Genomic DNA, 23,602 nt, shown 5'->3' with positions numbered 1-23,602 from the left:
ACCGACAGTAGGTTGGACGGATGACGCAGCACACGAATCCGGATCGCCCGGAGTCACCGGGGCCCTCCCACGAAGCCGCGACCTTCGCGGCGGCGGGTGCGGCCCCGGCGGCCTGGTCGGCTCCCGGCGCACGCCGCGCCACCGGGAAGGACCCGTGGGCGCGGTTCGGCTGGCTGATGGCCGTGATCTGGCTCGTGTTCCTCGTGTACCCGGTCATAGCGCTGGTGCACTCCGAGGCGGCACCGGCCTGGGTCGTCGTCGGCTGGATCGCTCTGTTCGTCTTCGTCGTCCTCTACATCACCGGCTTCATCCACGGCATGCGCGGGGGCGGGGGACTGGGACGCCCACCGTCGAGGCGGCAGTGGGCCACCTTCGCCGCGCTGATCGGTTGCGCGCTGATCTCCGTCCCGGCTGAGGGTGGATCGGCCCTGAGCTTCCTGCCGTTCATCATGTCGTTCGCCTCCTATGGCCTGACCCGTGTCTGGCACTGGATCACGACGATCGGCGCCGTCGTGGTCACCGTGGCCTGCGTCTTCCTCATCCCCGGCGGCTTCACCTACCTCTCCGTGCTTGCCATCGTGGTCCTGCTCGGTGTCGTGAACACCGTGTCGACCTGGCTCATCATCCGTTCCGCGGAGGCGGAGCGACTGGGCCTCGAGTTGGCGACCAGCGAAGGACGCGAAGCCGTCGCCCGCGATGTGCACGACCTGATCGGCCATTCGCTGACGGTCGTCGGGCTCAAGGCGCAGCTGGTGCGGCGCCTGATGGACTCCGATCCGGAGCGGGCGAAGGTCGAGCTCGCCGACATCGAGCGACTCACTGCCGAGGCGATCGCGGGTGTGCGTTCGACGGTGGCGGGAGCGCGTGCGACGACGCTCGTGGAGCAGCTCGCGTCGTCGCAGGATTCCTTCCGCGCGGCCGACATCGAGGTGCGGGTCGACGGTGAGCCCGGCGCGCTGTCTCCCGCCCAGGCGCTCACCGCGAGTTGGATCCTGCGCGAGGCGACCACCAACACGCTCCGCCATTCGCGGGCGCGCACGGTGCTGGTACGACTCGCGCCCGGACGCATGATCGTGGAGGACGACGGGGTGGGCATCAGCGGGAGCGAAGGGAACGGCATCCACGGAATGCGCGAGCGCGCGGCGGCCGCGGGCGCAGGATTCGTCATCGGGCCGGCGGGTGCCTCCGGAGGCTCCGGCACACGGGTGGAGGTGACGTGGTGAGCACGTCGCAGGACGGCGGCACGATCCGTCTGCTGATCGCCGACGATCAGGCGCTGGTGCGCGGGGCGCTCGGAGCTCTGCTGGATCTGGAGCCCGACCTCGACGTGATCGGCATGGCCTCCGAGGGAGCAGACGCGGTGCGGCTCGCGACGGAGCTGCGACCGGATGTGTGCCTGATGGACATCCAGATGCCGGGGATGGACGGTGTGGAGGCGACGCGCCGCATCCGCGAGGCGAGTGCCGGGACGCGGGTGCTCGTCGTCACGACCTTCGCCCGACCGGGCTACCTGCGCTCGGCGTTGGACGCCGGGGCGAGCGGCTTCATCGTGAAGGACACGCCAGCAGAACAGCTCGCGGAGGCCGTGCGTCGGGTGCATGCCGGGCTTCGCGTGCTCGATCCCGTGCTCGCGGCGGACAGCCTGTTCGAGGGAGCCAACCCGCTGAGCGATCGGGAGCAGCAGGTGCTCCGCCTCGCGGCGGACGGACGCTCGGCGGCGGCGATCGCCGCCGAGGTGTTCCTCTCTGCGGGCACCGTGCGCAACCACCTGTCCGCGGCGATCGGGAAGACCGGGGCGGGCAACCGGGCCCAGGCGGTGCGGATCGCACTCGACAAAGGATGGATCTGACGAGCCGGACCCTGCTCTGCGGCGATGTCGGTGCCCGCGCGTACCGTGGATGCCGACGGGCGAAGGTGCCCGAGAGGAGGGTGTGATGGACTGGAAGATCGAACTCATCTTCGTGCCGGTGACCGATGTGGACCGGTCGAAGGCCTTCTACGAAAAGGTCGGCTTCCACGCCGACTGGGACCAGACTCCGGTCGAAGGACTCCGCTTCGTGCAGATGACGCCGCCCGGATCGGCGTGCTCGATCGCTTTCGGCACGGGATTGGGCATCGACCTCGAGCCCGGGAAGCAGAACACGATCCAGGTCGTGATCCCGGATGCGGACGAGGCTCTTGCTCACCTCAAGGGGCTCGGCGTCGAGGCGCGAGGGGTCGACGAACTCGCGTGGGGGCGTTTCGTGTCCTTCGACGATCCCGACGGCAACTCCTGGACGTTGCAGGAGCTGCCCGACTACGGCGCCTAGCGTTCCGCGACCACCAGAGCTCTCGGATCACTCGATGCGGGTGGCGCCTCCGGAGACGACGATGCCGCCCCACTCCGGGATCGTGACCAGGAGTTCGCTGGGGCGCCCGACGTGCGCGCCCTGGCGGATGCGTGTCGTGGACAGGGGGACGCCTCGGTGCCTCAGATAGGCTCCTGTCGCTGCGGCCGCGGAACCGGTAGCCGGATCCTCGGTGATGCGTCCGACCGGGAAGAGGTTCCTCGCCTCGATCTCGGCGGGGTCGTCGGCATGGAGCACCGTCACTGTCCCGAGCCAGCCCTGATCCCGCATGAGGGCAGCGACGTCGGCCGGGGCGAAGCGGAACTGATGGAACAGCTCCCGGTCCGCCAGGAAGACGATCGGATGCCAGTTGCCCGCGAACGCCTCCTGCACCGGGAATCGCGGATCCAGGTCGGAGGGGAGGAGCCCGAGCAGCGCCAGCAGCCGGTCGCGCACGCCCACTTCGAGATCACGCACCTCCGGCTCCACGCTCGTGAACGACACGGTGACGGTTCCGTTCGCATCCGTCTCCGAGTGCAGCGTCACCCTCCCCGCCGCGGTGTCGAAGACCACGGTTCCCGGCCCATCCCGTTCAGCGAGAGCAACCGCGGTCGCCACGGTCGCATGACCGCAGAAGGGCACCTCCGCAGCCGGGGACCAGTACCGCACCCGAACCCGAGGTGCGCCGTCGTGTGAGTCGGTGCCCACCAGGAACGCCGTCTCGGAGAACCCGACGTCCGCGGCGATCCGCTGCATCGTGTCGTCGTCGAGGGCAGATGCGTCGAGGACGACTCCGGCGGGGTTTCCGCCGCCGGGCGTGGCTGCGAAGGCGCTGTATCGCAGGACCTGCGTGTGATCGGGCATGGCGAGGAGCCTACTGGACCGCCGTGGTCAGGAGTTCACGCGGATGATCTCCTGCTGGTACGGGGCGATGACATCCCCGGAGATGCGCAGGTCGAGCAGCAGGAACCGACGCGACGAGGGGTCTTCGGCGGTCCATGCCCCGAGTCGATCGAGGTCGGCGAGGGTGCGCACGACGACACCTTCTGCGCCGACGGCGGCACCGAACGCGGCGAAGTCGACCTCCGGGATGCGCATCGGGGCCTCTGCCAGCCCCTTGAGGCCGTACAGGTTCACCTCGGCACCGTACGCCGCGTCGTTCCACACGACGGCCATCCCCCGGCCGCCGGCTGCGCGGACCGCGGATTCCAGATCGGCGATCGCCATCAGTCCGCCGCCGTCCCCGGAGGTGAGGACGATGGTCGACTCGCGCCGTGCCAGTGCGGCACCGACGACGCTCGGCCAGCCCTGACCGATCGACTGGAATGCGGTGCCGACCATCATCATGCGATCGGGCGCGGCGACCGGCCAGTACATGTTCGCCCATCCGATGAAGTGCCCGCCGTCGGAGACCACGATCCGATCTTCGGGGAGCATCTCGGCGATGCGCCGCGCCGCGGAGCGCGGGTCGAGGCGCCCGTCGGGAGCGAGGTCGTCCCCGTCGTCATAGGCGCGGGCGGAGGCGACATCGACGCTCTCCCGCCAGGGGGCCGCGACCGTGATCGTGCCGATGCGGTCCACGAGTGCTTCGGCAGCGACTCGTGCGTCCGCGCGGACGAAGCCGCCGACGTGTGCGTGCGTCGCCGCAGGCGCGATGTCGATCTGGAACACCGTCGTGCCCGGCGCGAACAGCTCTCCGAATCGCATCGTGAACTGGTTCAGCGACGCGCCGAACACGACGGCGACGTCGGCAGTGTGAATCAGTTCCATCGCGCCGTCCGCACCGAAGCCGCCGGTCACACCCAGGTCGTACTGCGTCTCGGGGAACACTCCACGACCGAGGGCGGACGACGCGGTCAGCGCTCCGGTGGCCTCGGCGAGCTCGCCCAGGGCCGTGCTCGCGCCGGAGAGCCAGGCACCGCGGCCGGCGAGCAGGAACGGGCGTTCGGCACCGGCCAGGGCGGCGGCGATCTCGTCGAGCATCCCCTCGGCGAACGCCCCGCGCGGCGCGAGGGGTGCCGGAACGCGCGGCGACGGAGCAGCGGGCACCTCTCCGGCTTCGAGAGAGGCCACGTCATAGGGGATCGCCAGCACGACGGGAACCCGATACGTGAGGGCATGCTCGATCGCGATGACGGTGGTGGCCGCGGCGTCCGCACGACCGACGGTATACGTGCGCGCACCGACGGCCGACGCGAGCGCGATCTGATCGACGTCCCACGGACGGGGGCCCGAGGTGGGTTCATCGCCGACCACGAGCACGAGCGGCACGTGCGCCTGCACGGACTCGGCGAGGGCGGTGAGCGTGTTGGTGAAGCCGGCACCGTACGTCGAGGTGCCCGCGGCGATCCGCCCGGATGCGCGGAAGTGGGCATCGGCGGCGACCACGGCGCCCTGCTCGTGGCGGACGGCGGTGAACGTGGCCTCCGTCTGCTTCTCGAGCGCATCGAGGAAGTAGGCGTTGCCGTTTCCCATCACCCCGAAGACGGCGTCGATGTGCTGGGCGAGGGTGAGGGCGACGTGCGCGGACACGGTGGGCATGCGAAAGCCTTTCGAGACAGGGACGGAGGAACTGCGGGATCCGTATGTGTCTCGCCTCCGCGTCGTCGTGGAGTGCTTCGTGCCTCTTTTTCAGGCACCGGCGTGGCCGGACCCGCCCATTCTACCGGCGGAGGGGTGCCGGCCGATGCGGGAGAATGCTCAGATGACAGATGCATCGATCGAGCGCGAGACGCTCACCTGGGATGGCTTCGGAGCGGCGACGCGTGATCTGGCACGGGACATCCTCGCCAGCGGCTTCGAGCCGGAGGTGATCGTGGCCATCGCGCGAGGCGGTCTGCTTCCGGCCGGTGCCATCGCCTATGGTCTCGGCGCGAAGAACTGTGGTGCGATCAACGTCGAGTTCTACACCGGGATCGGCACCGTGCTCGATGCGCCCGAGGTGCTTCCGCCGGAGCTCGACATGGCGTACCTCGACGGACGCCGGGTGCTGCTCGTGGACGACGTCGCCGACTCCGGGCGTACGCTCGCGCTCGCCGTGCAACTGCTGAAGGACAAGGGTGCCGACGTGCGGTCCGTCACGATCTACACCAAGCCGTCGACCATCATCCAGCCTGACTTCGCCTGGAAGGACACCGACCTCTGGATCAACTTCCCGTGGTCTTTCCGCGGCACCGTGCGCGAAGAGGATCTCGGGCTGGCGCCCTCGGCCTGATCGCGCGTCACCCGCGCAGCAGCGCCCGAAGCGCCTGGATCGTGTCGGCTTCACTCGGCGACTTGTCGTCCCGGTACCCCTTGACCCGTGCGAAGCGCAGGGCGAGACCCCCCGGATAGCGCGGGGAGCGCTGCACGCCGTCGATCGCGATCTCCACGACGATCTCCGGGCGCAGGAACACGGTCGACGCCGTGCGGTGCGATTCATGCTCGGGGAAGTGCTCGGTCTGCCACTTCAGCAGCTCATCGGTGAGGCCCTTGAACGTCTTGCCGACCATGACGAACCCGCCGGGGTCGCCGAACTCGCCTTCCGGGTCGCGGGCGCCCAGGTGCAGGTTCGAGAGCCAACCGCGACGGCGGCCGGAACCCCACTCCGCGCCGAGGACCACCAGATCGAAGGTCAGCACGGGTTTGACCTTGACCCAGGACTTGCCTCGGCGACCGGCCGCGTAGGGGGCGTCGATCGCCTTGACCACGACTCCCTCATGGCCCGCGGCGAGGGCGTCGCGCGAGAGACGCTCGGCGGCCTCCGGATCGGCGGTGACGAGCCCGGGCATCCGCCAGTCGCCGGCCACGCGTTCCAGCTCGGCCAGCCGCACGGAGAGCGGCTCGTCGAGCAGGTCGCGCCCGTCCACGTGCAGCACGTCGAAGAACCACGGCCGCAGCACGAGGTCTCTCGACACCTCGGCCCCGAACCGCGACATCGTCTCTTGGAACGGGCGCGGCCCTCCGTCTTCGTCGAGCGAGAGCGTCTCGCCGTCGAGGATGACATCGTTCACCGGAAGCGCACGCACGATCTCGACGAGCTCCGGCACACGGTGCGTGATGTCGGCCAGACTCCGGGTGTAGACGCCGACGTCGTCTCCCTGACGGTGCACTTGGATGCGGGCGCCGTCGAGCTTGTACTCGACCGACGCCTCACCCGTGATCTCGAGCGCCGCAGTCGTCGTCGCCGCGGTCGCCGCGAGCATCGGGAGCACGGGGCGCCCAACCTGCAGTCCGACGGACTCGAGGTCTTCTGCGCTTCCCGTGAGGGCGATGCGGGCGGTCTCACCGAGGTCGCCCGACAACATCGCCGCGCGGCGCACGACGGCGGCCGGACGGTCGGAGGCCCGCGCGATCGCATCGAGGAGCACTCCCGACAGGGCCCCGGTGCGCAGCTCGCCGAGCATCGCGCGAACCAGGAAGTCCCACTCGGCGGCGGTGGCACGCGCAGCCAGATCGACGAGGATGCCGGTGCGGGCGGCGGCCGAACCGGAACCGGAGGTCGTGGCGAGCACGTCGAGCGCGGCATCGACGTCTCCGACGCTCAGCGAGGGATCGTCGGCATGCGTGATGTCGAGAGCCGTGAGTCCGCGCCATCCGACGCCGAGCCGGCCCTGCCGCGGCGAGGCGAGCAGCAGTCCCATCAGCGCGGGCAGCTCGGATGGATCCGCGCGCGCGAGCAGCTCGGCCAGGGCGTCGATCTTGGCGAGCCTCGACGACGTGGCCCCGACGCGATCGGCCGTGGTGACCAGCTCTGCGAGCATCATCTGGGCATTCTCGCACCGGCGTCCGACATCGGTGCCGGTCGGTCACGACGTTCCGAGTCCGCGCTGACCGGCGCGCTCAGTACCCGCGGAACTCCGGCTTCCGCTTCTCCTGGAAGGCGGCGAACCCTTCACGGTAGTCGGAGGTGTCGCAGAGGGCGGCCTGCGCGGCGTTCTCGATGCCCACCGCATCCCACAGCGTGAGCCGCTCGTCTCGGATGCGGGCGACCAGCTCCTTGCTCGCGAGGAAGGCTGCGGTGGCTCCGCGCGCGGCGGCGGCAGCGGCATCGGTCGTCGCCTGCACGACCTCGTCGTCGGGGAAGACGCGGGCGAAGAGGCCGGACGCCACGGCCTCGGCCCCGCTCATCAGGCGCCCCGTGTAGATCAGGTCGAGCGTCTTGTGCGCGCCGAGCCGGTCGAGGAAGAGTGCGTGGCCGCCGGAGTCGAGCGTCGCACCGAGCGCCGCGAACGGGGAGCCGACCTTCGCCGACTCGGCCACGTACACGACATCGGTCGCGATCAGGAGACCGAGCCCCACGCCGAGGCAGGCGCCGTGGGCGACCGCGAACGTCGGGGCGGGGAACCGGGACATGCGCTGCAGCAGCGGCGTCACGAGGCCGCCGAGGTAACCGAGCACATCGTCGTCCCGGGGGTCGACCCCGGAGATGTCACGGCCGGCGCAGAAGGCGCGCCCCTCTCCGCGGAGCACGAGCGCCCGCACCCCTGCGCCTTCCGCCTCGATGTATGCGGATTCCAGTTCGGAGAGGGCCCGCTCGTCGAGCGCATTCAGCTTCGACGGCGCGTTCAGCACGATCGTCGCGACGTCGTCGGCGATGGCGAGGTCGATCATGGGGGCCTCCGGGTCAGACGTCGTAGTCCACGACCACGCGGTCGCTGGTCGGATGGGACTGGCAGGTGAGCACGAATCCGCGCTCGAGTTCGTCGGGCTCCAAGGCGTAGTTCTCGGTCATGGTGACGCTGCCCTCGAGCACCCGGGCGCGGCAGGTCCCGCAGACGCCGCCCGCGCAGGCGAACGGGGCATCGGGGCGCACGCGCAACGCCGCGTTGAGCACCGACTCATGCGCATCCACCGGACTCTCCACCGTCGAGGAGACGCCGTCGAGGGTGACTTCGATGCGTACGGTCTTCTCACCGGCACGCACCTGCACTGGCCGGGCCGCACGTGCCGGTTCGTCACCGGTCGTGAACAGTTCGAACCGGATGTGGGAGCGATCGACTCCGACGTCGGCGAGCACCTCGCGACAGAGATCGACCAGGGCGAGCGGCCCGCACAGGAACCACTCGTCGACGGTCGAGGGCGGGATGAGCGTGCCGAGGATCGTGCGGAGCTTCTCTTCGTCGATCCGCCCGGAGAGCACCGGCGCCGCGCGCTGCTCACGGGACAGCACGTGGTGCAGTACGAGCCGGGTCGGGTAGCGGTCCTTGAGGTCGGCGAGGTCTTCCAAGAACATCACGTCGAGCGTCGCCCGGTTCGTGTACAGCAGGGTGAACCGCGACGAGTCGGACCGGTTCAGCACCGTGTGCGCGAGCGCCATCAGCGGTGTGATGCCGGAACCGGCGGCGATCCCCACCACGTGACGGTCATCGAGGTCGTCGAGCGCCGAGGTGAAGGTGCCCTGGGGGCTCATCACGTCGATCTCGAATCCGGCGTGCAGGCCGGTCTGGGCCCAGGTGGAGAAGAGCCCGCCCTCGTCACGCTTCACGGCGACGCTCAGCCGGGTGTCCTGTCCGTCGTCACGGTGCTCCGGGGCGCGGCACAGCGAGTAGGAGCGCCGCACCTCGGTGCCGTCGAGGGTCGTGCGCAGCGCCACGTACTGACCGGGAAGGTGGTCGTACTCGTCGGCGAGGGCCGCCGGCACGGTGAAGGTCACCTCGACCGAGTCGTCAGTGAGCGGACGCACGTCTTCGACGACGAGCGTGTGGAACCGGGCGCGCGTGCGGGGTGCGGCGGCGCGGGGCGCAGCTGCGCGCGGAACGGGCGGCGGAGCGGAGGTGAAGAGCGACATGTCAGTGCACCTTGAAATGGTCGAAGGGCTCGAGGCAGGCACGGCATTCGAACAGTGCCTTGCACGAGGTCGAGCCGAAATGCGAGACCTCACGGGTGTCGAGCGAGCCGCACCGGGGGCAGCGCACGCTCAGCGAGACGCGGATGGGACCGGTCGACACGGCGGCGCGGCCGGAGGGCGGCGCGATGCCGTATTCCGCGAGCTTGGTCTTGCCGGCATCCGTCATCCAGTCCGTCGTCCAGGCGGGGGAGAGGACCAGGCGCACCTCGACCTCCTCGAAGCCGGCCGCGGTGAGGGCGAGCACCACGTCGTCGCGGATCGTGTCCATCGCAGGGCACCCGCTGTAGGTCGGGGTGATGTCGACGTGGACCCGCGTGCCGTCGACCTCGACCGCACGGAGCACACCGAGGTCCTCGATCGTGAGGACGGGCACCTCGGGGTCGGGGACGGCGGCGGCGATGCGCCAGGCAGCCTGCGTCGGAGTGAGCGTCACCATGTCGCCCCCGGATGCCGTCGTGCGAGCACCTGCATCTCGGCGAGGATGTGACCGAGCGGGGTGGCGTGGGCGCCGTGCCTCCCGCCGGCCGAGGACGGCATGACGGCAGGGACCGACAGTTCCGCCTCGGCGAAGACGGTGTCGACCACGCCGTCGAAACCGGCACGGAGACTCGACGGACGCACGGCCGCAGCGCCGAGCCGGTCGATCAGGTCGTCGTCGCGGAACAGCTCGTCGACATACGGCCAGACATCCCCGAGTGCCCGGATGATCCTGGCGCGCGACTCCTCGGTGCCGCCGGCGAGGCGCAGGACCCACTGGACGGCGTGATCGCGATGGTAGTCGACCTCTTTGAGGGACTTCTCGGCGATCGCCGCGAAGGTCTCGTCGCTGCTGGCGCGCAGTGCGGAGTAGAGCTCGAACATGAAGGTGGCGACGACGAACTGCCGGGCGATCGTCTGGGCGAAGTCACCGTTGGGCTGCTGCACGATCCACGCACAGCGGAACTCGGGCTCATCGCGGAAGAAGGCGAGCTCGTCTTCGCTGCGGCCGTCGTACGACCCCGCGTAGTGAAGGAAAGACCGCGCGTGGCCGAGGAGGTCGAGGGCGATGTTGCCCAGCGCGACATCCTCCTCCAGCTCCGGCGCCCGGGAGATCCAGGCGCCGAGCTGCTGCGACAGGATGAGCGCGTCGTCGCCGAGGCGGAGCGCGTACTCGGCGATGTCGGCGGAGGCGGCGATCGCGCCTGTGCCGGAGAGCTCCTGCGAAAGGCGGAGCTCGTCGACCGAGACGTCGCCGTGGACGTCGATCTCCTCGTGCGCGGTTTCCGGGTGCGGGGCGCTCACAGGTGCGGCACTCCTTCGGAAGCCGTGTAGTACACGGCGTGCCGGTAGTTCTTGCCGGCCGGGCTCTCGAAGTAGGCGCCCTTGGCGTCGGGGTCGCTCGTGGTGATCGCCTCCGCCGGTGCGACCCAGATCGAGACGCCCTCCCCGCGGCGCGTGTACAGGTCACGCGCGTTGCGGATCGCCATCTCGGCATCCGGCGCATGGAGTGAGCCGACGTGCACGTGGCTCAGCCCGCGGTTCGCGCGGACGAACACCTCCCACAGCGGCCACGGCTCCCGCTCGTCCGCTCCCGGCGTCGCCATCATGCCACCGCCTTGGTCTTGAGAGCCTGCTTGCGTGCGTACTCCGCCGCGGCCTCACGGACCCATGCGCCCTCTTCGTGCGCGGTGCGCCGGCGCTCGAGGCGCTCGGCATTGCACGGGCCGTTGCCGCGCACGACCTCGAAGAACTCGTCCCAGTCGATCTCGCCGATCACGTACTGGCCGGTCTCCTCGTCGAAGCGCAGGTCGGGGTCGGGCAGGGTCACTCCGAGGATCTCGGCCTGAGGCACGAGCATCCCGACGAAGCGCTGGCGCAGCTCATCGTTCGAGAACCGCTTGATCTTCCACTTCATCGACTGGGCCGAGTTGGGGGACTGGTCGTCGGGCGGTCCGAACATCGCGAGACTCGGCCAGTACCACCGGTTCACGGCGTCCTGGGCCATCTCGCGCTGCTCCTCGGACCCCTGCATCAGGGTGAGCAGGATCTCGAAGCCCTGCCGCTGGTGGAAGGACTCCTCCTTGCACACGCGCACCATCGCACGGCCGTAGGGGCCGTAGGATGCGCGGCACAGTGGCACCTGGTTGCAGATCGCGGCACCGTCGACCAGCCAGCCGATCGCGCCCATGTCGGCCCAGGTCGGCGTGGGGTAGTTGAAGATCGAGGAGTACTTGGCCTTGCCGCTGATGAGCTGATCCATCATCTCGTCGCGGGTGGTGCCCAGGGTCTGGGCGGCGGAGTACAGGTAGAGACCGTGGCCGGCTTCGTCCTGGACCTTCGCCATCAGGATCGCCTTGCGCTTCAGACTCGGGGCGCGGGTGATCCAGTTGCCCTCGGGCTGCATCCCGATGATCTCGGAGTGCGCGTGCTGCGAGATCTGGCGGACGAGAGTCTTGCGGTAGGCGTCCGGCATCCAGTCGCGCGGTTCGATGCGCTGTTCGTTCGCGATGAGTTCGTCGAAAAGACGCTCCTCATCGGAGAGGTCGCCCACCAGGGACAGGTCTGCAGGACTGGTCATCGTCGACTCCTCAACATCCGGTCATCTTTACTGACCGATCGTTAGGTAATTCTGACACAGAGGAGCATCGGATTCAAGACGGTGCTCAGTGCGAGCGCGAGATCAACGTGAGCAGTGCGCGCCCGTACGCCTCGGCCGGATCCGGATGCTCGAACGAGAGCGCGGCGTCGGCGATCTCGATGTCGACGCGGAAAGCGTCGTCGAGGCGCACCAGCGCGCGGAACGTGCCACGCAGCAGCTCGCGCAGCTGGTCCTCCCTCGGCAGCCACACGGCGTCCGCGAGCGTTACCGCATCGAGCGCCCACTCCGTCGTGCCGTTGAACGCCAGATCCGTGCCACTCGGCGTCTGTCGGGCCTCGATCGTCATCTCGCTGACCGTGAAGACGTCGGCCTCGGCGTCGAGTTCGACCTCGTCCGGCAGGTCGAGTTGGAAGCGGTCACCCTCGGCGGGATGCCAGACGAGCCCGGCCTCTCGCAGGGCGACGGCGAGCTCGCGTGTGATCATCTCCCCACGCTAGACGACGGGACCGCCGACCGTGTCGGCGGCGTGGGGCAGAGTGGGGGATATGACCTCCTCCGTCTCCGCCGACACCCGCGAGGCCGCACTCGCCGCCCTGCGCGAACTCGTCGGCCGCCCCGACGCCGATTTCCACGACGGCCAGTACGAGGCGATCGAGGCCTTGGTCGAGGCGCGCCGTCGGGCGCTCGTGGTCCAGCGCACGGGGTGGGGGAAGTCGGCGGTGTACTTCGTCGCGACGCTTCTGCTGCGCAGGCAGGGGGCCGGACCGACGGTGCTCGTCTCGCCGCTGCTGGCACTCATGCGCGACCAGATCGCCGCCGCCGAACGGGCCGGCGTCCGGGCCGTCGCGATCAACTCCACGAACGCCCATGAATGGACCGATGTGCTCGCGCAGCTCGACCGCGACGAGGTCGACGTGCTGCTGGTCTCACCCGAGCGGCTCAACAATCCCGCGTTCCGCGAGCAGCAGCTCCCCGCGCTGGTGCGTCGCATCGGCATGCTCGTGGTCGACGAGGCGCACTGCATCAGCGACTGGGGGCACGACTTCCGTCCCGACTACCGACGCCTGCGTGACCTCATCGCGCAGATGCCCGCCGATGTGCCGGTGCTCGCGACCACCGCCACGGCGAACAGCCGCGTCGTCGCCGACGTCGCCGAGCAGCTCGGCGCCCTCCAGCCCTCGGGCGAAGCGGCCGCCGAACCGGTGCTCACGATCCGCGGACCGCTCGCGCGCACATCGCTGCGGTTGGGTGTGCTGCGCCTACGCGATTCGACGAGCCGCCTCGCCTGGCTGCTGAGCCACCTCGATGACCTCCCCGGCTCCGGCATCATCTACACGCTGACCGTCGCGGCCGCCGTCGACACCGCCCGCCTGCTGCGCGACCACGGTCACGACGTGCGCGCCTACACCGGGCAGACCGACACCGAGGAACGCGCCGAATCCGAAGGCCTGCTCAAGCGCAACGAGGTCAAGGCGCTGGTGGCCACGAGTGCACTGGGCATGGGGTTCGACAAGCCCGATCTGGGCTTCGTGCTGCACCTCGGTGCTCCGTCGTCACCCGTGGCGTACTACCAGCAGGTCGGCCGTGCCGGTCGTGCGAGTGAGAGCGCCGACGTGCTGCTGCTGCCCGGCGTCGAAGACCGCGACATCTGGCACTACTTCGCGACGGCGTCGATGCCCGACCGTGAGCGCGCGGAGCGGGTCATCGGCGCCCTCGGAGACACCCCGATCTCGACACCGGCGCTCGAGGCGATGGTCGACATCCGCCGCACGCCTCTCGAACTGCTGCTCAAGGTGCTCGACGTCGACGGAGCGGTCCGGCGCGTGCAGGGCGGGTGGGTGTCCACGGGCGAACCATGGAGCTATGACGCGGAGCGCTACGAACGGATCGCCGCCGAGCGTCTCGCCGAGCAGCAGCACATGATCGAGTACGAGCAGACCGACGGGTGCCGCATGGAGTTCCTGCAGCGGGCGCTGGACGATGACACGGCTGCGCCGTGCGGGCGGTGCGACAACTGTGCAGGCGGATGGTTCCCGAAGGAGGTCGGGGAGTCCGCGAGCTCGCAGGCCGCGGAGTCCCTCGACCGGGTGGGTGTCCCGATCGAGCCCCGTCGTGCCTGGCCGACTGGCGCCGACCGGCTCGAGGTGCCGGTCAAGGGGAGGATCCCCGCCGACGAGCAGGCGAGTGAGGGGCGGGCGCTGGCGCGCCTCACCGATCTGGGTTGGGGAGGGGCTCTGCGTGAGATCTTCGCCGCGGGCGCCCCCGACACCGAGGTCACTCCTCAGCTGCTCCAGGCGTGCATCCGTGTGCTCGCGGGGTGGGGGTGGGCCGAGCGGCCGGTCGCCGTCGTCGCTCTGCCATCGCGCTCGCACCCCGTGATGGTCGATTCACTCGCCCGCGGTCTCGCCCAGGTCGGGCGCCTGCCGTACCTCGGTGCGCTCGAGCCCCTCGGCGGCGGTCCCTCCGGCGGACCGGGCGGGAACAGTGTCTTCCGTCTCGCCGGACTCTGGGATCGCTTGAGCGCTCAGCACCTCGAGGTGCCGTCGGGGCCCGTGCTGGTCGTGGATGACCTGGTGGACAGCCGGTGGACGATGACGGTCGCGGCCCGCGTGCTCCGACAGGCCGGGGCGACCGAGGTGCTGCCCTTCGCGCTGGCGCTGCGCGGATGACGCGGGCCCGTCGGCGGCGGTCAGTCGTCGGCGGGCGCGACGCGCGGCGGCCAGGTGGTGGCACCGAGTTCGCGTGAGATGTTGCGGGCCGTCTCCCGGAGGGCGTTGAGGATCGCGTCCGAGGCCGGGGTCTGCGAGGTGGGCAGCACCACGGCGACGGCTGCGACGATGTCGTTCGAGGCATCGGCGACCGGTGCGGCGAGCGAGGATTCCCCGAGCACGGCTTCGTCGAACTCACCGGCGGTCCCGCGCTCGGCGATCGACGGCAGTTCCAGGGTCAACCGTGCGACATCGGTGATCGTGTCGCCGGTGAGGCTGCGCAGTGGCTGTTCGAAGACGCTCTGCTGGAAGCCCTGGTCGTAGGCGAGCAGGACCTTGCCCATCGCCGAGGCGTGCGCGGGAATCGCGACCCCGGTCTCCAGCATCTGCTGGCTGTCGTCGGGGCGCAGGTTGTGGTGGATCACGAGCACATCGGTGAAGTGCGGGGCACCCAGCCGCACCGAGAGGTTCGTGCGCCGTGCGAGTTCCTGCGTCCATCGCATCGCCCGCGCGCGCACATCGAGGGTGTCGAGGTACACGTTGCTCAGGCGCAGGAGCGTCGGCCCGAGCATGTAGCGCTGGCCCCCGCGTTCCTTCGCGACGAGCCCGTGCGCGCGCAACGACTTGACGATCCCGTGCACGGTCGACGGCGGCAGGCTGAGCGCTGCGGCGAGGTCGGTGATGCCGAGATGGCGTGCTCCTTGGAGCAGTTCGAGGATCTTCGCCGCGCGGTCGATCGCCTGGATCACGGGGAGCCCTCCTTCCGGTGCGTCGTCGAGCCGGTGTCAGTGGAGCCGGGCTTCACGAATGATCTTGACAACCCGGCTGGCTCCGAGCATATTCGACATTAACGAATTCCTTTCGGATTTTGCGAAAGAGACCACGAAGGATCAAAGGAGATCGAATGATGAAGAAGCTCATCAACGCCCCGCAAGATGTTCTCGTCGAATCTCTGAGAGGGGTCGCGCTCGCTCATCCCGAGCTCTCCGTCGACCTCGAGAACCACGTGATCACTCGCGCGACGCCGAAGGCACAGGGCAAGGTCGCGATCGTCTCCGGGGGCGGCTCCGGTCACGAGCCGCTGCACGGCGGCTTCGTCGGAACCGGGATGCTGGATGCCGCGGTCGCCGGAGAGGTGTTCACCTCCCCGACGCCGGACCGCGTGCAGGTGGCCACCAAGGCCGTGGATCGCGGGGCCGGTGTGCTCCACATCGTGAAGAACTACACGGGTGACGTGCTGAACTTCGAGATGGCCGCCGAGCTCGCCTCGATGGAGGGGATCGAGGTCGGCAGCATCACCGTGGACGACGACGTCGCGGTGCAGGACTCCCTGTACACGGCGGGGCGTCGCGGTGTCGGTCTGACCGTGCTGCTCGAGAAGCTCGTCGGAGCCGCTGCGGAGGAGGGCCGCGATCTCGCCGCCGTCGTCGCGCTGGCCGAGAAGATCAACGGGCAGGGCCGCTCGATGGGCATGGCGCTCACCAGCTGCACCGTGCCCGCGGCAGGGAAGCCCACCTTCGATCTGCCGGACGACCAGATGGAGATCGGCATCGGCATCCACGGCGAGCCGGGCCGTCACCGTGAACCGCTGGCTCCCGCGGCGGACATCGCGCGGCAGCTCGTCGAGCCGATCCTCGCCGACCTCGACGCCACCGGCCCCTCGATCGTGATGCTCAACGGCATGGGCGCGACACCCCTCATCGAGCTCTACCTGATGTACGGCGAGGTGGCGGCGATCCTCGAGAAGTCCGGGGTCCAGATCGCCAGGAACCTCGTGGGCAACTACATCACCTCGCTCGACATGGCGGGATGCTCGGTCACCGTGCTCAAGGCGGACGACGAGCTGCTGCGTCTGTGGGACGCGCCGGTCAACACCCCCGGTCTGCGGTGGGGCGCCTGATGGCTGCTGTCGACACCGCCGTCCTCGCCGACTGGGTCTCGCGGTTCGGCACGGCCGTCACCGAGAAGCGTGACTGGCTCACGGAACTCGACTCGGCCATCGGCGACGCCGATCACGGTGCGAACATGGCCCGAGGGATGAGTGCCGTCGGCGAGAAGCTCGCAGGGGGCGCACCCGGAACGATCGATGAGCTGCTGAAGACGGTCGGCATGACCCTGGTGAGTTCCGTCGGTGGGGCCAGTGGGCCGCTCTACGGCACCTTCTTCCTGCGGATGGGGATGACCGCGGGCGCGGTGTCCGAGCTCGACGGCCCTGCCCTCGCGACCGCGCTGCGTGCGGGGCTCGACGGCATCGTCGCGCGGGGCAAGGCCGAAGCGGGGGACAAGACGATGTTCGATGCGATGGCACCGGCCGTCGACGCGATGGACGCCGCGCTCGCCGAGGGCTCGACCGTCGCGGACGCCGTCACCGCCGCGGCCGATGCCGCAGAGAAGGGCCGAGACGCCACGTTGCCGCTGGTCGCACGCAAGGGACGGGCGAGTTATCTCGGCGAGCGCAGCGCCGGTCACCTCGACCCCGGGGCGGCGTCCACGGCGATCCTCTTCGACACGCTCGCCGCGGCGGTCGCGGGCAGCGCCTGATGATCGGTATCGTCGCCGTCTCCCACAGCGCACGGCTCGGGGAGGCGGCACTGGAGCTTGCCCTGCAGATGGTCCAGGGGCCCGCTGTGCGCGTGCGGGTGGCCGCGGGCGCTGGCTTGGACGGCGACGGCGTGCCGGTCCTCGGAACGGATGCCGTGGCGGTGGCCGCGGCGATCGACGAGCTGGCTGCGGACTGCGAGGGAGTCCTGGTCCTGATGGACCTCGGGTCGGCGGTGCTGAGTGCGGAACTCGCGCTCGAACTGCGCGCGAGCGACGTACCGGTCCGGCTCGCTCCCGCGCCGTTCGTGGAGGGGCTGCTCGCCGCCGTCGTCTCGGCCGCGGCGGGGAGCGACCTGGATGCGGTGGCTTCCGAGGCGACCTCCGCGCTCGGGGCGAAGACCGGGCAGCTCGGGGTCCCGGAAAACGCCGCGCCCGCACCCGATTCCGCGACGGATTCATCGGATGCTGCGTCGTCCTCCACGGTCGAGGACGCAGGCGAGGCGCTCGTTCGTCGTGTGCGGGTGCGCAATCCGCAAGGGCTCCACGCACGCCCCGCCGCCCTGATCGCCGAGGCGTCCGCAGGGGCGGAGGTGCGGCTGCGACGACTTCCCGACGGACCCGATGCGTCGGCGGCGAGCCTCTCGCGTCTCCTCATCCTCGGCGCGCGGCAGGGCGATGAGATCGAACTGACGGTGAGAGGGGCGCAGGCCGCCACCGTGGCGGAGCGGCTGTCCGCGCTGTTCGACGACGGGTTCGGCGAGGGAACCGACGCGGCAGCGCCCGCCCCCGCCCCGGCTGCCCCCACCGAAGGCTCCGCCGCTGTCGAGGACGCCCCGGTCACGATCGCCTCCGGTGCCGTGCTGCGCGGACGCGGGGTGAGCCCCGGTCGGGTCGCGGCCCCCGTCGTGCACCTCGCGCCGGCCGTCGCCGAACCCGATGCGGACACCGTCATCGCGGTGGAGGAGCGCGATGCCGAAGTGTCGGCGATCGAATGGGCGGCCGTGGCGGTGGCGGATCAGCTGCGGACGCGCACCGCGCAGGCCACGGGGGAGGCGCGGGCGATCCTCGATGCGTCGCGGCTGCTCGCCTCCGATCCCGAGCTGGTCTCCGAGGCGACCGCGCTGGTCCGCGCGAAGGGGCGCAGTGCCGCGCGCGCCGTGTGGGAGACCGGCCTGGCGCACGAGAAGGGCCTCACGGCACTGGGCGGTCGCATGGCGGAGCGCGCGGCGGACATCCGTGACGTGCGCGACAGGATCATCGCCGAGATCCTCCAAGTCGATATGCCGGGGGTGCCGGAGCGTGAGGAGCCGTTCGTGCTCGTCGCGACCGACCTGTCGCCTGCCGACACGGCGACGCTCGGCGAGGGGCGGTGCGTCGGCCTCGTGACAGAGCAGGGAGGTCCGACCTCCCATACGGCGATCATCGCTCGCTCGCTCGGGCTTCCCGCGGTGGTCGGTGTGGCCGGCGCCGTCGGCATTCCTGTCGGGGCGACGCTTCTCGTCGACGGCGGCCGCGGCACGGTCGAGGTCGACCCGCCGGAGTCACGGGTCGCGGAAGCTGCGGCAGCGGCGACCGCGGTGGATTTCGACGGGACCGGGCGTCTCGCAGACGGACACCGCGTCGCGCTGCTCGCGAACGTCGGAGGGGCCGCGGACGCCGTGAACGCGGCGGCAGCGCGCGCGGAGGGCGTGGGGCTGTTCCGGACGGAGTTCTGCTTCCTGGACAGGGCGGACGCCCCGTCGGTCGAGGAACAGACCGCCGCATACCGCGGCGTGCTCGCTGCCTTCCCCGGCCGCAAGGTGGTCGTTCGGACGCTGGATGCCGGAAGTGACAAGCCTCTCCCGTTCGCGAATGCGGATCACGAGGACAACCCGGCCCTGGGGGTCCGCGGTCTGAGGATCGCGCGTCGTCGTCCGCAGCTCCTCGACGATCAGTTGCGGGCGCTCGCCCGGGCCGCAGAAGCGGAGTCGGCGCAGGTCGACGTGATGGCTCCGATGGTCGCGACGGTCGAAGAAGCGCGGGAGTTCGCCGAGCGGGCTCGCGCTGCGGGGATCGAGCGCGTGGGCATCATGATCGAGACTCCCTCGGCCGCGCTGCTCGCCGCGGAGCTGTTCGAGGTGGTCGACTTCGTGAGTCTGGGAACGAACGACCTGGCCCAGTACACGCTCGCGGCCGACCGCCTCCTGAGTGATCTCGGCGACTTGAACGACCCGTGGCAGCCGGCCGTCCTGCGCCTGATCGGCATCGTCGGCGAGGCGGGGAGGGCGGCCGGGAAGTCCGTCGGAGTGTGCGGGGAAGCCGCGAGCGACCCCGCACTCGCCCCGGTTCTCGTGGGCCTGGGTGCGACCTCGCTGTCGATGACTCCGCGGTCGCTCGGCCGCGTCGCCGAGGCCCTCTCCGTGGTGAGCGAGGAGGACTGCCGCCGGGCTGCCGAAGCGGTGCTCGGCGCACGCACCGTCGACGAGGCGAGGGCGGTGGCGAGGACGGGGGAGACCCACGCCGAGCTTCTCTGACCCCGGATTCATGCCCGGCGGGGAATGTTCACCGTCTCATTCCGATATCGACATCCCGGGCGCTCGTCGCCGGTCGGCGGCCTCGCCCTAGGCTCGTCGGAAACAGGGTGTCGGATCGGACGCCGAAGAGGAGTCGGAGGGGACACATGTCGCAGAAGCTGTCGGTCGGAAAGAGCGTGATCGGTGCTCTGGCGGCGGGTGTCCTGGTGGCGCTCGCCGGCTGCGCGCCCACTCCGCAATCGACGCCGGAGCCCAGCACCGCTCCGGTCGCTCCGACACCCGATCCCTATGCGGGGCCGATCGCCTTCGTCGGAGACGAGCTGGACTGGTTCCTCCTGAGTGCCGACGAGATCGCGGCCATGCTCCCCGATGTCGGAGAGGTCAGCCCGGCGGTCTCCTCCCTGATCCAGGTCTCCGATGGAGGTGGCCCCGAGCCTGTTCCCGCGATCTGCAGCGCGCTCGCGGCCGAGACCTCGTTGGGGTCGATCGGTGCGCGCTCCGTCACCTGGACGACGGCGGAGGAGGGGAGTGACGGGTGGCTCCACGTGCTCCAGTTCGCCGACGAAGAGGCCGCGAAGGCCCGAATGGATCAGTATGTCGATGCGGCGGCGCAGTGCGTCGAATTCGAGTTCGGCGGACCGGCCACTTTCGCGTCTTCGACAGCAGAAGGCGACGGCGGCATCCGAGCCCTTGCCGGCTCGCTGATCATCACCTACTCGACCGGTGGTGGCCACAGCCTCTACAAGAGCTACGTCTCGGTCGGGAACGTGATCGTCGAGGTGTGGCAGCCGTTCACCGGCGAGCCGGCGTTCGACACCGAGGCCGCCGCCGCACTGTTGCGCGACCGGGCGGAAGAAGCGCGGCGGATGCTGATCGACGAGCTGACGGCGAACCCTCCTGCGCCCGTCGACACGCCCGCGGCAGCCGACCCGGCCGCGCCGTGGAGCGCCTGGGAGATCACTTCGGCGGGTGTCGGGCCGGTGCGGCTGGGCGTCGACCTCGACGAGGCGATCGCGGCGGTGCCCGGAGCCCGCATCCAGGAATCCGAGTGGGAAGGGGGACCGACGCGACTGATCGCCGCAGATGATTCCGCGTCGCTGCTGCTCGAAACGCAGGAAGGCGGGACGCTGGTCTCCGCCCTCACCGTGGGGATCGCGAACACCGTCGGCGATCGGGCGGATGACGCAGCGGCACTTCCTTCCGCGGAGGGTGTGAAGGTCGGGGATCCCGTCTCCGTCGCCGTCGCCGCATTCCCGGAAGGCACGGACCTTCGTATCGTCTCGTCGGGGGAGTACTTCTACGAGTGGTCGACCCGAGAGGGTGTGACGCTGCGCTTCCGTCTCGACCGTGACTCGGTCGGCGACGACGGCGCCGTGATCACCGGGATCACACTGGAGGATGCCACGTTGCGCACCGCACTGATCTTCGGCTGAGACGCTTCCGCCGATCGATCTTCGCGTCGGGCTTCATTACTAACCGATCGTTCAGTTAGTATGAGCCTGTCGGGGCACCGCTGCCGCGACACCACGCGACGAGGAGGTCGACGATGACGGAAGCGATGGCGCGCACCACGGATGCGGTGCGGGCGAACCGCGCGATGATGGAGCGCGATCAGGCCTCGGCCGCACTCGGACTCGTCGTCGAGCGCGACGACCCCGGTCACGCCGTGGTCTCGATGCGCGTGCGCGACGACATGACGAACGGGTTCCACATCACGCACGGGGGCTTCGTGTTCGCCTTGGCCGACACCGCGTTCGCGATCGCCTGCAACGAGGACGACCGGGTCACGGTCGCCGCGGGCGCCGACATCTCGTTCCTGAAGTCCACGGTCGCCGGGCAGACGCTGACCGCGACGGCCGTCCGCCGCACCCGCACCGGCCGCTCCGGCATCTACGACGTCACCGTGGTCGATGAGCTCGGCGACACGGTCGCGGAGTTCCGTGGCCGTTCGCGCACCACCAACCAGACCTTCTGACCCCCCGATCCGATGGAGTCTCCCGTGTCGATGACGACCGCCGCATCCACCCGCATCCACCCGCCCTCGGCCGACGAGCTCGACGCCGAGGAACGCATGAGTCGAGCGGAGATCGAGCACCTGCAGCTCACCCGCCTGCAGCAGACCGTGCGGCACGCCTACGCGAACGTGCCCCTGTACACGCGCAAGTTCGATGACGCCGGAGTACACCCCGACGACATCCGCACCCTCGCCGATGTCGAGCGGCTGCCGTTCACGACGAAGGACGATCTGCGCGAGACCTACCCGTTCGGCATGTTCGCCGTTCCGATGGAGGACGTCGCTCGCATCCACGCGTCCAGTGGCACCACGGGGCGTCCGACCGTCGTGGGCTACACCCGCGGCGACCTCGATCGCTGGGGATCGCTCGTCGCTCGGTCACTGCGCGCCAGCGGCATCCGCCGGGGGATGAAGGTGCACAACGCCTACGGCTACGGCCTCTTCACCGGTGGGCTCGGTGCGCACGCAGGAATCGAAGCGCTCGGAGCCACGGTCATCCCGATGTCCGGCGGCCAGACCGCGCGACAGGTGCAGCTCATCCGCGACTTCGAGCCGGACGCGATCCTCTGCACGCCGAGCTATCTCCTGACGATCGCGGACGCGATGGTCGCGCAGGGCATCGACCCGCGCTCGACCTCGCTCCGGGTCGCGGTGCTCGGAGCGGAGCCGTGGACGAACGAGATGCGGCAGGAGCTCGAACTGCGACTCGGCATCGACGCCCTCGACATCTACGGGCTCAGCGAGGTGATGGGACCGGGTGTGGGCAACGAGTGCCTCGAGACCAAGGACGGCCCGCACCTGTGGGAGGACCACTTCCTGCCGGAGGTCATCGACGCCGAGACCCGGGCCGCGCTCCCGGACGGCGAACTCGGAGAACTCGTGTTCACCTCCCTCACCAAGGAGGCCTTCCCGGTCATCCGCTACCGCACCCGCGATCTCACCCGGCTCCTGCGCGGGACCGCTCGGCCCGGCATGCGGCGCATGGAGAAGGTGACCGGGCGCAACGACGACATGATCATCCTGCGGGGCGTGAACCTCTTCCCGACGCAGATCGAGGAACTGGTGCTCGGCATCGAGCAGTTGACCCCGCACTTCATCCTGGAGCTCTCCAAGGAGGGCCGGATGGACACGATGACCGTGCGTATCGAGCGGCACCCCGACCTCTCGGTCGAGACCTGCACCAGCGCGGCGAAGGTGCTGGCGCAGCGGATCAAGGTGTTCGTCGGCTCCACGGTCGCCGTCCAGCTCGAGGAGCCGGGCACCCTGCCGCGGAGCGAGGGCAAGTACAAGCGGGTCTACGACCTGCGCTGACGCGGGGGGAGCGGTGGCCGAGCACGCCTCGCGGCCACCGCTCCCGCCGCACGGCACGATCGGATGCGAGACTGTGCATGATGTCAGAGATGCAGAGCACACGACGCGGCCGCCCGGGATACGACCAGCAGGGCATCCTCGCGGTCGCGGTCGCCGCTTTCAACGAGCACGGTTATGACGCCACGTCGATCGGCATGCTCGCCGAGCGGCTCGGACTGTCGAAGTCCGCGATCTACCACCACTTCGGGTCCAAGGACCAGATCCTCGACCTCGCTCTCGATGCGGCGCTCAGCGGACTCGAGGCCGTGGTGGACGACCCGCTTCCTGCCTCGGCGGTCGAGGCCAGCGCCGTGGCACGACTCGAGCATGTGCTCCGCGGCGCCGTGCACGTCCTGATCGCGCAGCTGCCGGCGGTCACGCTGCTGCTCCGGGTGCGCGGCAACACCGAGGTGGAGCGCCGAGCGCTGACCCGTCGTCGCGCTTTCGATCGTCGGATCACGGCGTTGGTGTCCGAGGCGCAGGCTGAGGGCGCGCTGCGCGCCGACATGGACGCCAGCGTCGTCGCCCGCCTGACCTTCGGCATGATCAACTCGATCGTCGAGTGGTACCGACCCGGGGGCAGGGAAGGCGCGGATCGGCTGGCGGACGACGTCGTGGCCATCGCGCTCGACGGACTGCGTCGTCGCTGACTCCCGCCACCCCGCCACCCCGCCACCCCGCCACCCGCGCCGCCCCGCCACCCCGCCGCCCCGTCCTGTCGTCGACGCCCCGTCCTGTCGTC

23 protein-coding genes and 1 pseudogene are annotated in these 23,602 nt (G+C 70.1%); 13 read left to right on the top strand and 11 right to left on the bottom strand.

The window, feature by feature from the left end:
• Positions 1–20: 20 nt before the first annotated feature.
• From ACLF6J_RS06045 to ACLF6J_RS06035, 3 genes are all read left to right on the top strand, one after another.
• On the top strand, positions 21–1,223 hold the full coding sequence (locus ACLF6J_RS06045) for a sensor histidine kinase (protein WP_047522703.1): 1,203 nt from the start codon (positions 21–23) through the stop codon (positions 1,221–1,223).
• Positions 1,220–1,849, top strand: a complete 630-nt coding sequence (locus ACLF6J_RS06040; RefSeq protein ID WP_134353210.1) for a response regulator transcription factor — start codon at positions 1,220–1,222, stop codon at positions 1,847–1,849. The genes ACLF6J_RS06045 and ACLF6J_RS06040 overlap by 4 nt, the downstream gene beginning before the upstream one ends.
• An 85-nt stretch (positions 1,850–1,934) precedes the next feature.
• Positions 1,935–2,309: a VOC family protein gene (locus ACLF6J_RS06035; RefSeq protein ID WP_047522708.1), complete on the top strand. Its 375-nt coding sequence runs from the start codon at positions 1,935–1,937 to the stop codon at positions 2,307–2,309.
• Between the two features lie 27 nt (positions 2,310–2,336).
• On the opposite strand, the gene ACLF6J_RS06030 is transcribed toward ACLF6J_RS06035, so the two are convergent.
• Together ACLF6J_RS06030 and ACLF6J_RS06025 are read right to left on the bottom strand one after the other, a co-directional pair.
• Complete coding sequence (locus ACLF6J_RS06030; protein ID WP_134353211.1) at positions 2,337–3,191, bottom strand: PhzF family phenazine biosynthesis protein; 855 nt, start codon at positions 3,189–3,191, stop codon at positions 2,337–2,339.
• A gap of 27 nt (positions 3,192–3,218) precedes the next feature.
• A complete protein-coding gene (locus ACLF6J_RS06025; RefSeq protein WP_134353212.1) occupies positions 3,219–4,868 on the bottom strand; it encodes a thiamine pyrophosphate-binding protein in 1,650 nt (549 codons plus the stop codon).
• 163 nt (positions 4,869–5,031) lie between these two features.
• On the opposite strand from ACLF6J_RS06025, the gene ACLF6J_RS06020 reads away from it, so the two are divergent.
• Positions 5,032–5,541, top strand: a complete 510-nt coding sequence (locus ACLF6J_RS06020; RefSeq protein ID WP_134353213.1) for a phosphoribosyltransferase — start codon at positions 5,032–5,034, stop codon at positions 5,539–5,541.
• 7 nt (positions 5,542–5,548) lie between these two features.
• Here the strand turns inward: ACLF6J_RS06020 and ACLF6J_RS06015 are convergent, their stop codons facing one another.
• The 8 genes from ACLF6J_RS06015 to ACLF6J_RS05980 form a co-directional block, all read right to left on the bottom strand.
• Positions 5,549–7,072 (bottom strand): ATP-dependent DNA ligase, encoded by a 1,524-nt coding sequence (locus tag ACLF6J_RS06015; protein ID WP_134353214.1) that lies wholly within the window; start codon positions 7,070–7,072, stop codon positions 5,549–5,551.
• A gap of 76 nt (positions 7,073–7,148) precedes the next feature.
• Positions 7,149–7,919 (bottom strand): enoyl-CoA hydratase/isomerase family protein, encoded by a 771-nt coding sequence (locus ACLF6J_RS06010; RefSeq protein ID WP_134353215.1) that lies wholly within the window; start codon positions 7,917–7,919, stop codon positions 7,149–7,151.
• A 13-nt stretch (positions 7,920–7,932) separates the two neighbouring features.
• Positions 7,933–9,096 (bottom strand): 1,2-phenylacetyl-CoA epoxidase subunit PaaE, encoded by a 1,164-nt coding sequence (gene paaE, locus ACLF6J_RS06005; RefSeq protein WP_047522723.1) that lies wholly within the window; start codon positions 9,094–9,096, stop codon positions 7,933–7,935.
• A 1-nt stretch (position 9,097) separates the two neighbouring features.
• Positions 9,098–9,592, bottom strand: a complete 495-nt coding sequence (paaD, locus tag ACLF6J_RS06000; protein WP_134353216.1) for a 1,2-phenylacetyl-CoA epoxidase subunit PaaD — start codon at positions 9,590–9,592, stop codon at positions 9,098–9,100.
• The gene (gene paaC, locus ACLF6J_RS05995; RefSeq protein WP_134353217.1) at positions 9,586–10,437 is read right to left on the bottom strand and encodes a 1,2-phenylacetyl-CoA epoxidase subunit PaaC; all 852 of its coding nucleotides are present in this window, start codon (positions 10,435–10,437) and stop codon (positions 9,586–9,588) included. The genes paaD and paaC overlap by 7 nt, the downstream gene beginning before the upstream one ends.
• Positions 10,434–10,739 carry a 1,2-phenylacetyl-CoA epoxidase subunit PaaB gene (gene paaB / locus ACLF6J_RS05990; RefSeq protein WP_029262355.1) on the bottom strand — a complete coding sequence of 102 codons (306 nt, stop codon included), beginning with the start codon at positions 10,737–10,739 and terminating at the stop codon, positions 10,434–10,436. The genes paaC and paaB overlap by 4 nt, the downstream gene beginning before the upstream one ends.
• Positions 10,739–11,713, bottom strand: a complete 975-nt coding sequence (paaA, locus tag ACLF6J_RS05985; protein ID WP_134353218.1) for a 1,2-phenylacetyl-CoA epoxidase subunit PaaA — start codon at positions 11,711–11,713, stop codon at positions 10,739–10,741. The genes paaB and paaA overlap by 1 nt, the downstream gene beginning before the upstream one ends.
• Positions 11,714–11,798: 85 nt before the next feature.
• Positions 11,799–12,218: a pilus assembly protein CpaE gene (locus ACLF6J_RS05980; protein WP_421076843.1), complete on the bottom strand. Its 420-nt coding sequence runs from the start codon at positions 12,216–12,218 to the stop codon at positions 11,799–11,801.
• A 61-nt stretch (positions 12,219–12,279) separates the two neighbouring features.
• On the opposite strand from ACLF6J_RS05980, the gene ACLF6J_RS05975 reads away from it, so the two are divergent.
• Entirely contained in the window at positions 12,280–14,403 is a 2,124-nt protein-coding gene (locus ACLF6J_RS05975) for a RecQ family ATP-dependent DNA helicase (protein WP_134353220.1), read from the top strand.
• A 20-nt stretch (positions 14,404–14,423) separates the two neighbouring features.
• Here the strand turns inward: ACLF6J_RS05975 and ACLF6J_RS05970 are convergent, their stop codons facing one another.
• Entirely contained in the window at positions 14,424–15,191 is a 768-nt protein-coding gene (locus tag ACLF6J_RS05970) for an IclR family transcriptional regulator (RefSeq protein ID WP_047522738.1), read from the bottom strand.
• 158 nt (positions 15,192–15,349) lie between these two features.
• Between ACLF6J_RS05970 and dhaK the strand changes: the two genes are divergently transcribed.
• From dhaK to ACLF6J_RS05930, 8 genes and pseudogenes are all read left to right on the top strand, one after another.
• Entirely contained in the window at positions 15,350–16,342 is a 993-nt protein-coding gene (dhaK, locus tag ACLF6J_RS05965; protein ID WP_047522754.1) for a dihydroxyacetone kinase subunit DhaK, read from the top strand.
• The gene (dhaL, locus tag ACLF6J_RS05960; RefSeq protein ID WP_047522755.1) at positions 16,342–16,983 is read left to right on the top strand and encodes a dihydroxyacetone kinase subunit DhaL; all 642 of its coding nucleotides are present in this window, start codon (positions 16,342–16,344) and stop codon (positions 16,981–16,983) included. Before dhaK ends, dhaL begins: the two co-directional genes overlap by 1 nt.
• A pseudogene (locus tag ACLF6J_RS05955) lies at positions 16,983–17,717 on the top strand (HPr family phosphocarrier protein); the annotation flags it as partial. The gene dhaL and the pseudogene ACLF6J_RS05955, both read left to right, overlap by 1 nt.
• A 108-nt stretch (positions 17,718–17,825) precedes the next feature.
• The gene (gene ptsP, locus ACLF6J_RS05950) at positions 17,826–19,496 is read left to right on the top strand and encodes a phosphoenolpyruvate--protein phosphotransferase (protein WP_421076891.1); all 1,671 of its coding nucleotides are present in this window, start codon (positions 17,826–17,828) and stop codon (positions 19,494–19,496) included.
• A gap of 146 nt (positions 19,497–19,642) precedes the next feature.
• Positions 19,643–20,929, top strand: a complete 1,287-nt coding sequence (locus ACLF6J_RS05945; RefSeq protein WP_134353222.1) for a sensor domain-containing protein — start codon at positions 19,643–19,645, stop codon at positions 20,927–20,929.
• A gap of 113 nt (positions 20,930–21,042) precedes the next feature.
• Positions 21,043–21,471: a hydroxyphenylacetyl-CoA thioesterase PaaI gene (paaI, locus tag ACLF6J_RS05940; protein ID WP_134353223.1), complete on the top strand. Its 429-nt coding sequence runs from the start codon at positions 21,043–21,045 to the stop codon at positions 21,469–21,471.
• Between the two features lie 24 nt (positions 21,472–21,495).
• The gene (gene paaK / locus ACLF6J_RS05935) at positions 21,496–22,821 is read left to right on the top strand and encodes a phenylacetate--CoA ligase PaaK (RefSeq protein WP_421076842.1); all 1,326 of its coding nucleotides are present in this window, start codon (positions 21,496–21,498) and stop codon (positions 22,819–22,821) included.
• An 80-nt stretch (positions 22,822–22,901) separates the two neighbouring features.
• Complete coding sequence (locus ACLF6J_RS05930; protein WP_081997108.1) at positions 22,902–23,510, top strand: TetR/AcrR family transcriptional regulator; 609 nt, start codon at positions 22,902–22,904, stop codon at positions 23,508–23,510.
• Positions 23,511–23,602 lie beyond the last annotated feature (92 nt).

Origin of the sequence: Microbacterium sp. IO18 (genome assembly GCF_049099505.1) — a bacterium.
GTDB lineage: Bacteria > Actinomycetota > Actinomycetes > Actinomycetales > Microbacteriaceae > Microbacterium > Microbacterium aurugineum.
This window is presented reverse-complemented; position numbering and strand designations above follow the sequence as displayed.

Coding starts and splice junctions, on each gene's coding strand:
- paaB (WP_029262355.1), bottom strand. CDS start 10,739: ATGGCGACGCCGGGAGCGGACGAGCGGGAGCCGTGGCCGCTGTGGGAG.
- dhaK (WP_047522754.1), top strand. CDS start 15,350: ATGAAGAAGCTCATCAACGCCCCGCAAGATGTTCTCGTCGAATCTCTG.
- ACLF6J_RS06045 (WP_047522703.1), top strand. CDS start 21: ATGACGCAGCACACGAATCCGGATCGCCCGGAGTCACCGGGGCCCTCC.
- ACLF6J_RS05975 (WP_134353220.1), top strand. CDS start 12,280: ATGACCTCCTCCGTCTCCGCCGACACCCGCGAGGCCGCACTCGCCGCC.
- paaI (WP_134353223.1), top strand. CDS start 21,043: ATGACGGAAGCGATGGCGCGCACCACGGATGCGGTGCGGGCGAACCGC.
- ACLF6J_RS05930 (WP_081997108.1), top strand. CDS start 22,902: ATGTCAGAGATGCAGAGCACACGACGCGGCCGCCCGGGATACGACCAG.
- ACLF6J_RS06030 (WP_134353211.1), bottom strand. CDS start 3,191: ATGCCCGATCACACGCAGGTCCTGCGATACAGCGCCTTCGCAGCCACG.
- ACLF6J_RS05945 (WP_134353222.1), top strand. CDS start 19,643: ATGTCGCAGAAGCTGTCGGTCGGAAAGAGCGTGATCGGTGCTCTGGCG.
- paaD (WP_134353216.1), bottom strand. CDS start 9,592: ATGGTGACGCTCACTCCGACGCAGGCTGCCTGGCGCATCGCCGCCGCC.
- ACLF6J_RS05980 (WP_421076843.1), bottom strand. CDS start 12,218: ATGATCACACGCGAGCTCGCCGTCGCCCTGCGAGAGGCCGGGCTCGTC.
- paaA (WP_134353218.1), bottom strand. CDS start 11,713: ATGACCAGTCCTGCAGACCTGTCCCTGGTGGGCGACCTCTCCGATGAG.
- paaE (WP_047522723.1), bottom strand. CDS start 9,096: ATGTCGCTCTTCACCTCCGCTCCGCCGCCCGTTCCGCGCGCAGCTGCG.
- ACLF6J_RS06020 (WP_134353213.1), top strand. CDS start 5,032: ATGACAGATGCATCGATCGAGCGCGAGACGCTCACCTGGGATGGCTTC.
- ACLF6J_RS06025 (WP_134353212.1), bottom strand. CDS start 4,868: ATGCCCACCGTGTCCGCGCACGTCGCCCTCACCCTCGCCCAGCACATC.
- ACLF6J_RS06035 (WP_047522708.1), top strand. CDS start 1,935: ATGGACTGGAAGATCGAACTCATCTTCGTGCCGGTGACCGATGTGGAC.
- ACLF6J_RS06015 (WP_134353214.1), bottom strand. CDS start 7,072: ATGATGCTCGCAGAGCTGGTCACCACGGCCGATCGCGTCGGGGCCACG.
- dhaL (WP_047522755.1), top strand. CDS start 16,342: ATGGCTGCTGTCGACACCGCCGTCCTCGCCGACTGGGTCTCGCGGTTC.
- ACLF6J_RS06010 (WP_134353215.1), bottom strand. CDS start 7,919: ATGATCGACCTCGCCATCGCCGACGACGTCGCGACGATCGTGCTGAAC.